Origin of the sequence: Streptomyces sp. NPDC006283 (genome assembly GCF_040613325.1) — a bacterium.
Lineage (GTDB): Bacteria > Actinomycetota > Actinomycetes > Streptomycetales > Streptomycetaceae > Streptomyces.
This window is the reverse complement of sequence record NZ_JBEXRZ010000310.1, coordinates 1-6316: the sequence shown is the minus strand read 5'-3', so window position 1 is coordinate 6316 and position 6316 is coordinate 1. Positions and strand designations below refer to the sequence as shown.

Genomic DNA, 6316 nt, shown 5'->3' with positions numbered 1-6316 from the left:
CACCCACCCCCAACGCACGTCGGCCTTCACGACCCCAACTGGGGCGTAAAGGCCGACGTCACGCCGCGCCTCGAATTCGCCAACAGCGTCACCAAACGATCGACGGGGCGAAGTAGGCGTAGGACCCCGAATTGACCACCGGCATCCAACGGCGTGCGGGGCCCGTGTCCGGAGGAGGTGCGGGTCAGGGACAGCTGAGGCGGATGTCGCGCGTGTCCGTCGTGCAGGTGTCCGTGCCGCTGCCGCCGTTGGCGGTGTCGTTGCCAAAGACGTTGTCGACGGTGTTGAGGTTGTCGCTACCGATGTTGCCGATCAGGTAGTCGTCGCCGGGGCCCCCGTTGAGAGTGTCGTTGCCGTTGCCGCCGTCGAGGCGGTCGTTGCCGTGGCCGCCGTGGACGGTGTCGTTGCCGGAGCTCGCGTTGACGGTGTCGTTTCCGCCGAGGGTGCAGATCACGTCGTTGCCGAAGGTGCCGTTGATGGTGTCGTCGCCGCTGGTGCCGATGCGGGTGCAGCCGCGGGCGTTGTTGACCGTGGTAGTCCATGTGGCGGTGTTGTTGCCGGAGACCGGGTCGGTCTGCGTGGCGCTGACCGTGGCCCGGTCGGTGAGGGTGCCGGTGGCCCGGGGCTCGGCGGCGACCGTCACCGTGGCGCTGGCCTTCGGGGCGAGGGTGCCCAGAGAGCAGCTCGCGCTCGTGGCGGTGGTGCTGCACGTCCCCGAGGTGGTGGTCGCGGAGACGACCGAGGCGGCGAGGCCGGTGAGCGTGTCGGACAGGGAGACGCCGGTGGCGGCGGTCGAGGTGCTGTTGTTGGTCACCGTCACCGTGTACGTGGCTCGGTCACCGATACTGGCCGTGGTGGGACCCGTCTTCGTGACCGACAACAGGTCCATCCCGGGCGATGTGCCGCCGCCCTCGAAGCGGGCCAGGGCGAATTCGATGCTGGGGCCGCCCCATCCGGCGGCGACGATCTTGCCGTCGGGCTGGAGGGCCAGGCCCTGGGCCGCATCGCCGCCGCCGAAGTCCGCAGTCGCGAGGCCCCCGGTGCCGAAGCCGCTGTCCTGGCTGCCGTCGGGGTTGTAGCGCCGGACGGCGAAGTCGCCGCCGGGCCCGACGCTTCCGGCGATGACGATGCGGCCGTCGCCCGGCTGCAGCTTCACGTCAGCGGCGCTGACTCCGGGGGTGAGCACCCTGCCGTCGCCGTCGAAGCTCGTGTCCAGGGTGCCGCCCGGGTTGTAGCGGGCCAGGGCGACCCTGCCGCCGCTGGTGCCGGCGGCCACGATCTTGCCGTCGGGCTGGAGCGCGAGCCCCTCGACGGCCTCGTAGTCACCGAAGTCGGTGCGCTCGATGCCGTCGCCGCTGAAGCCGGTGTCCAGGGAGCCGTTGGTGTTGAGCCGGAGGACGACGAAGTCGAAGCGGGTCGAACCTACCTGGCCCCCGACCACGATCTTGCCGTCGGGCTGGAGCGCCAGGGCGCGGCCGTCGCCGCCCTCCACCGGCAGCTCCGGCGCCGGGTCGTAACTCACCTGGCCGTCGCCGCCGCCGAAACTCGCGTCCGGGGTGCCGTCGTCGTTGTAGCGGGCCACCGCCACCCTTCCACCGCTGGTGCCGACGACCACGATCTTGCCGTCGGGCTGCACCGCCACGTCCCGGGCCTCGTCCGGGGCCCCGATCGGGGTGAACACCCGGCCGTCTCCGCCGCCGAAAGTCGAATCCAGCGTGCCGTCGGGGTTGTACCGGGCCACAGTGAACCAGCAGCAGTCCTCGTACCCCTTCCAGCTGTGGCCCACCACGACGATCTTGCCGTCGTCGGGTTGGAGCGCCAGGGCGTGGGCCTCGCTCCACTGGAGGTCGGGGTTCATGTTATTGATGGGGGTCGTGACCGTGCCGTCGTCACCGAAGGTTGTGTCCGGGGTGCCGTTGGGGTTGTGGCGGGTCAGCGCGAAGCGGCTCTCCAGCTCCGAGTAGTTGGCAGCAAAGCCGACCGACACGATCTTTCCGTTTGGCTGCACTGCCACGTCGCTCGCGCGAGCTTCGTCGGTGAAGCCTGCGAAGCCGGTGAGCACGGTGCCGTCGCCGCCGAAGGCGGGATCGAGGTCGCCCGGGGCCGCGAGTGCGGTGCCCGGCAGGGTCAGGACAAGGGCGAGCACGGTAGCCGCGACGGTCCCGGCCCGGCCCAGGAAGGTCCGGCGGCGCCATGCCGACCGCACAAAAGGTGTAAGCATGCACGACAGCCTTTCCGCGCGCCTCACACAACGGCACATGCCGCCACCGGCGTGGCCCTCATCGGACGCAGGAATCCATCCGAGTGGGTGAGCACGCACAACGGGCCCCGCACGCCGGGTGGATGCTGTTGCTCAACTCGGGGTCCCTACGCCTTCTTCGCCCCCTCGATCGTTCGGTCGGCGGAGCGAAACCCGTGCCGCTTCAAGGGCGCAGGTGCAGCGAAGACTGCTGAACGCCCTTCCTCGAAGTCATGAAGGTCTTTCAGCTGGCCGAAGCCCTTTGTGCTGGTGGGCGCGGACGGTTTCGAACCGCCGACATCTGCTTTGTACGTTCGACCAGCCGTGCACGGCACCTAGGCATCACCTCGCCTCACTACAGGGGGAACCTCGCTGCGGTCCGTGTAGATCCGTGCCGGGCGCTGATGGTGCGGCGGCGGGTCATCGGGGCCGGCCATGCCCTATGCGGGTGGCTGCTGACCTGCGAAGTCGTTGACCTGGGGTGTAGCGCTTGCCTCGCTCTGGCTCCCCATGCTTCCCCGCTCAGCACCGGCTGATCGGACACGCATGGGGCACGCAAGCTGTGGTCGGCCGGTGAACCTACGCCACGGGGATGGCCGGCTCCTTCGGTAGCGCGCGTGAGAAGCGGATGTTCTCCAGGGTGTTCCGGGCACGCGGCTGCACGAGGATGGCGTCACAGGGGATGCCAAGCTCGATGGCCCGCTCGCGGTAGTGCTCCGCTTCGCCGCGGGGCATCCGCTCGCGGGCCGTACGGCTGGTGCCCCCGGTGAAGACGATCAGTGGCGCCATGCCGCGCTGATACAAATCGGCGGTCACGTCGGCCACGCCCAGGTCGTGACTGCCCAGGCCGATGACCGCGGAGCACGACCGCGGGGTGTGCTCCATGAGCGCTGGTAGTCCCATAGGAGTTGGGAGTCCTTCATGACTGTGTCCGACAGGGTCATGAGCCCTCCTTCGGCTGCGCCGAGTCCGGCACCTTGAAGTCGTACTCCCACGCGAACCATGAGGCTGCGTGGATGCCTACGGCGAACTCGACCACGGTCCCGTCCGCCGTGTACGTGGTCCGATGAAGTTCCATGACCGGCTCACCTGCCGACAGTTGAACAGCTTTACCTCTTCGGGCGTGGGCACGCGCGCGAACAGCGCTTCCCTCATGTGGGCGGTCTCGTACCCAGCGTCATGGAGAACCCTCTAGCCACCGCCCCTGCCGGCGGGTCCGGGAGTCGGGTCCACGAGGCGTGTCCCCTCAACATGCTCCGGCCGGTAGTAGCTGGTCGGAGAGGGGTCGGCTGCCCCCCTCCTTCACCAAACGGGCTCGGGCATAGACCTCGGCGTCTGCTGGGACACCGAGAGCTTCGGCGGCGCCGGGACGCGACTGACTGTCTGGGTCTGCTCGTTGCGGCGGTAGGCACGCCCGGAAGCCACGCGGTCGGCAATGAACGCCACCTCGTCCCCGTCGCGCCACTTGGCCTTGTCGTAGCAGCCGATGCCGAGACGCTTCAACGGCGTCTGCTGCCGCACGACCGTGCCGTGGCCAGGCCGCGTGCACGGGGCCGAACAGGGGAAGCGCCGGTGTGGTCCGCGTGCCCCCGGCCCTCCACCTCGGCCGCCCGGGATCCTGTTCGCAGCGACTCCGCGCTCCGCTCGCGCACCAGACGAAAGGTAGACCACGTTGAAGCTCGCCAAGAGGTTCGCCACCATCACAAGCGCGTCTGCGGCCGCACTCCTCATCGGAGCCGGCGGTGCCCACGCTCAAGGAGAAGGAGGGCTGCTGTCCCTCCTCGGCAACCCCTCGATCGTCCTCGCCTGCTTCCCTTCTGGACAGGTCGGGCAGGGCAACACTTTCAGCGGCACCCAGAACATCAACTGCAGCCAGTCCGCCTCCACCACCACGAACCCGCCAGCCCCGAACGGCGGCATCACTGGTTATGAAGTGGTTCCTGGCGGCGGATTTACGGTCTCCGACGGTGTAACCGTTGGCGGAACCGTCGCCTGCCCGGCAGGCAAGCGGGTCCTCAGCGGAGGAGTCAACATCACCAGCGGCTTCAGCAGCGACCTCCGCATCACGACGTCGGGCCCGAACCCCGCAGGCACAAACTGGAGGCTCGGTGTCGCCGGGGTTGACGATCCAGTCAGCGGCGAATTTTACGCAATCTGCGCGAACGCCGTCGCTTGATCCATACGAAGCTTTCTGCGTGGGCCGCGACCCACGCACTACTCCTGGTGCGAGGGCAGCAGTACAACTCCGATGGTGCTACAAGTCGCAGGCCCAGCAGGCGGGCCAAAAGAGGATCGCCGGAAGAAGTGGCAGCCCCCGACCGACCAGCCGAAGGGCTTGGTCCTCACCACGGCCACCGGCCGCGCGACAGACCTGCGCAGCCTGAACCGGATGCTCACGATCCTCTGCCGTGGCGCGAAGGCGCTGCACGTCCGGGTGCACGATCTTCGGCACACGCACGCCTCGCTGGCTGCTCTCCCAGGGCGTCGACACTCACATAATCACGGAAACGCTCGAGGTGGAGAGCCGGAAGAGGTTGACGGCGACGACGCCGGGGCGGACGCCGCTGCCTGAGTCCACCAACGGGGGCGTTGCGGTCATCCGCTGATGTCAGAAGCCCCGCGGGAGAATCCCGGGGGGCTTCCGAGCTGTGTGCACTCGGCAGGATTCGAACCTGCAACCTTCTGATCCGTAGCTCGAGCCGGATCGGTCGGCAGCGGCCATACCGGCCGCCAGGTGGGCCCGGAGGGACGCTACCGTGCGGAGGCGGTTACCAGGGTTGCGGTACTTGGCTGCTGTCCCGCACGATCCAATCGAGGGGTAACCATGGAACGGCACGTGCTGGAATCACTGTTGGTCAGTGATGACGAGGCGTCCGTAATGGCTCTGGCCGCCCTCGGCAGCGGTGCCCCCTACTCGGTGGAGGAGCGGGTACGACCCACCGGTGCGCATGCCGGAGTCTTCAGTCGCCGACTTCAGCGTATGCGGATGCGCGGATTCGAACCTCTTGGGCTGGCACGAGCAGTGCAGCTCATCAGGGAATACGGCCGGCCTGTGCGCACAGCGCTGATCGATCCTGACAATCAAACACGGCATGGCGCCCGAGGTCGCCGGCCAGATCCTCGAGGACGCGCTTGCGTTCGTCGCCACCGCGGCCAGCTCCCCGGGCCAGGCCTTGGTCCCGAGCCGCGTGGTGGACGAGGGCTGGCACGCGTTGATCCTGCACACCGGCATCTACTCCAACCTGTGCTCCCAGTTCGGGAACTTCGTGCACCACAAAGCAGCCCGACCCCGGCCGGTGGGACCAGGCCATCATCGACCGCACCATCACGGCCATCGAGTCGGCGGGCTACCCGGTGCATCGCACCTCGTGGCGGGGCCCAGAGGACAGTACGGTGCCCGTCGCTGCGACTGTCAGCACGGCGACCAGTCCGGGCCGATCGTCACCCAACCCAGGCCCAAGCCCAAGGGCTGACGGATAGCCTGAGCGTCATGGCGAAGGAATGGATCGATCCCAAATACGCCGAGCTGGTCACCGCATGGAAGCGCGCGCAGCAGCCACCGTCACGCGACCCGGACGAGCCCAGACCGCGGCGGGCGTTCCTCATCCCGTCAAGCCCTGACACTCCGCCTACGGGCCCCGGTCGGTCTGCGCCCCGGCGCAGGCCGGCCGAGGCTCATTCGCGTACAAGGTCGGAGAGCGGGACGCCGATGACGTCGGCGGTACGGATCAGGGTGTCGATCAGCGCGGCTGAGTGCCCCTGCTCGATCCGGTTGTACGTCGCCCGGTCCATCTCTGCCCGGTGAGCGACCGTCTCCTGGGTCAGGTTCGCCTGGACTCTTAGCGGACTCTGGGCACGAAAAGGCCCCTCAGACGAGGGACGCCGGAGGGGCCTTATACAGGCTCTCACCTGCGGTTTATCCTCGGTGGGCGCGGACGGTTTCGAACCGCCGACATCTGCTTTGCAAGTTCGATCAAGGGCCCTGTGCCAAAGGCACGCCGGGGCGTCCGGCCGCCGTGCTGGGTCGCTCGCGGATGCGGCTGTGCGCCCTCGTTGATGTCAGTCGTAGATGTCAGG

At 68.3% G+C, this 6316-nt stretch carries 4 protein-coding genes and 2 pseudogenes; 2 read left to right on the top strand and 4 right to left on the bottom strand.

Annotated features, from left to right (window positions below; all coding sequences use genetic code 11):
- Positions 1-184 precede the first annotated feature (184 nt).
- The 3 genes and pseudogenes from ABZ070_RS34605 to ABZ070_RS34595 all read right to left on the bottom strand — a co-directional run bounded on the left by ABZ070_RS34605 (position 185) and on the right by ABZ070_RS34595 (position 3760).
- Positions 185-2221 carry a calcium-binding protein gene (locus ABZ070_RS34605; RefSeq protein WP_356639844.1) on the bottom strand — a complete coding sequence of 679 codons (2037 nt, stop codon included), beginning with the start codon at positions 2219-2221 and terminating at the stop codon, positions 185-187.
- Between the two features lie 600 nt (positions 2222-2821).
- A pseudogene (locus tag ABZ070_RS34600) lies at positions 2822-3183 on the bottom strand (YdcF family protein); the annotation flags it as partial.
- Positions 3180-3760 (bottom strand): annotated as a pseudogene (locus ABZ070_RS34595) (UTRA domain-containing protein). The pseudogenes ABZ070_RS34600 and ABZ070_RS34595, both read right to left, overlap by 4 nt.
- A 151-nt stretch (positions 3761-3911) precedes the next feature.
- Between ABZ070_RS34595 and ABZ070_RS34590 the strand changes: the two are divergent.
- Positions 3912-4415 carry a hypothetical protein gene (locus ABZ070_RS34590; RefSeq protein WP_356639842.1) on the top strand — a complete coding sequence of 168 codons (504 nt, stop codon included), beginning with the start codon at positions 3912-3914 and terminating at the stop codon, positions 4413-4415.
- Between the two features lie 916 nt (positions 4416-5331).
- Positions 5332-5712 (top strand): hypothetical protein, encoded by a 381-nt coding sequence (locus tag ABZ070_RS34585; protein ID WP_356639840.1) that lies wholly within the window; start codon positions 5332-5334, stop codon positions 5710-5712.
- 202 nt (positions 5713-5914) lie between these two features.
- Here the strand turns inward: ABZ070_RS34585 and ABZ070_RS34580 are convergent, their stop codons facing one another.
- Positions 5915-6148, bottom strand: a complete 234-nt coding sequence (locus ABZ070_RS34580; protein WP_356639838.1) for a helix-turn-helix transcriptional regulator — start codon at positions 6146-6148, stop codon at positions 5915-5917.
- Between the last annotated feature and the right edge of the window lie 168 nt (positions 6149-6316).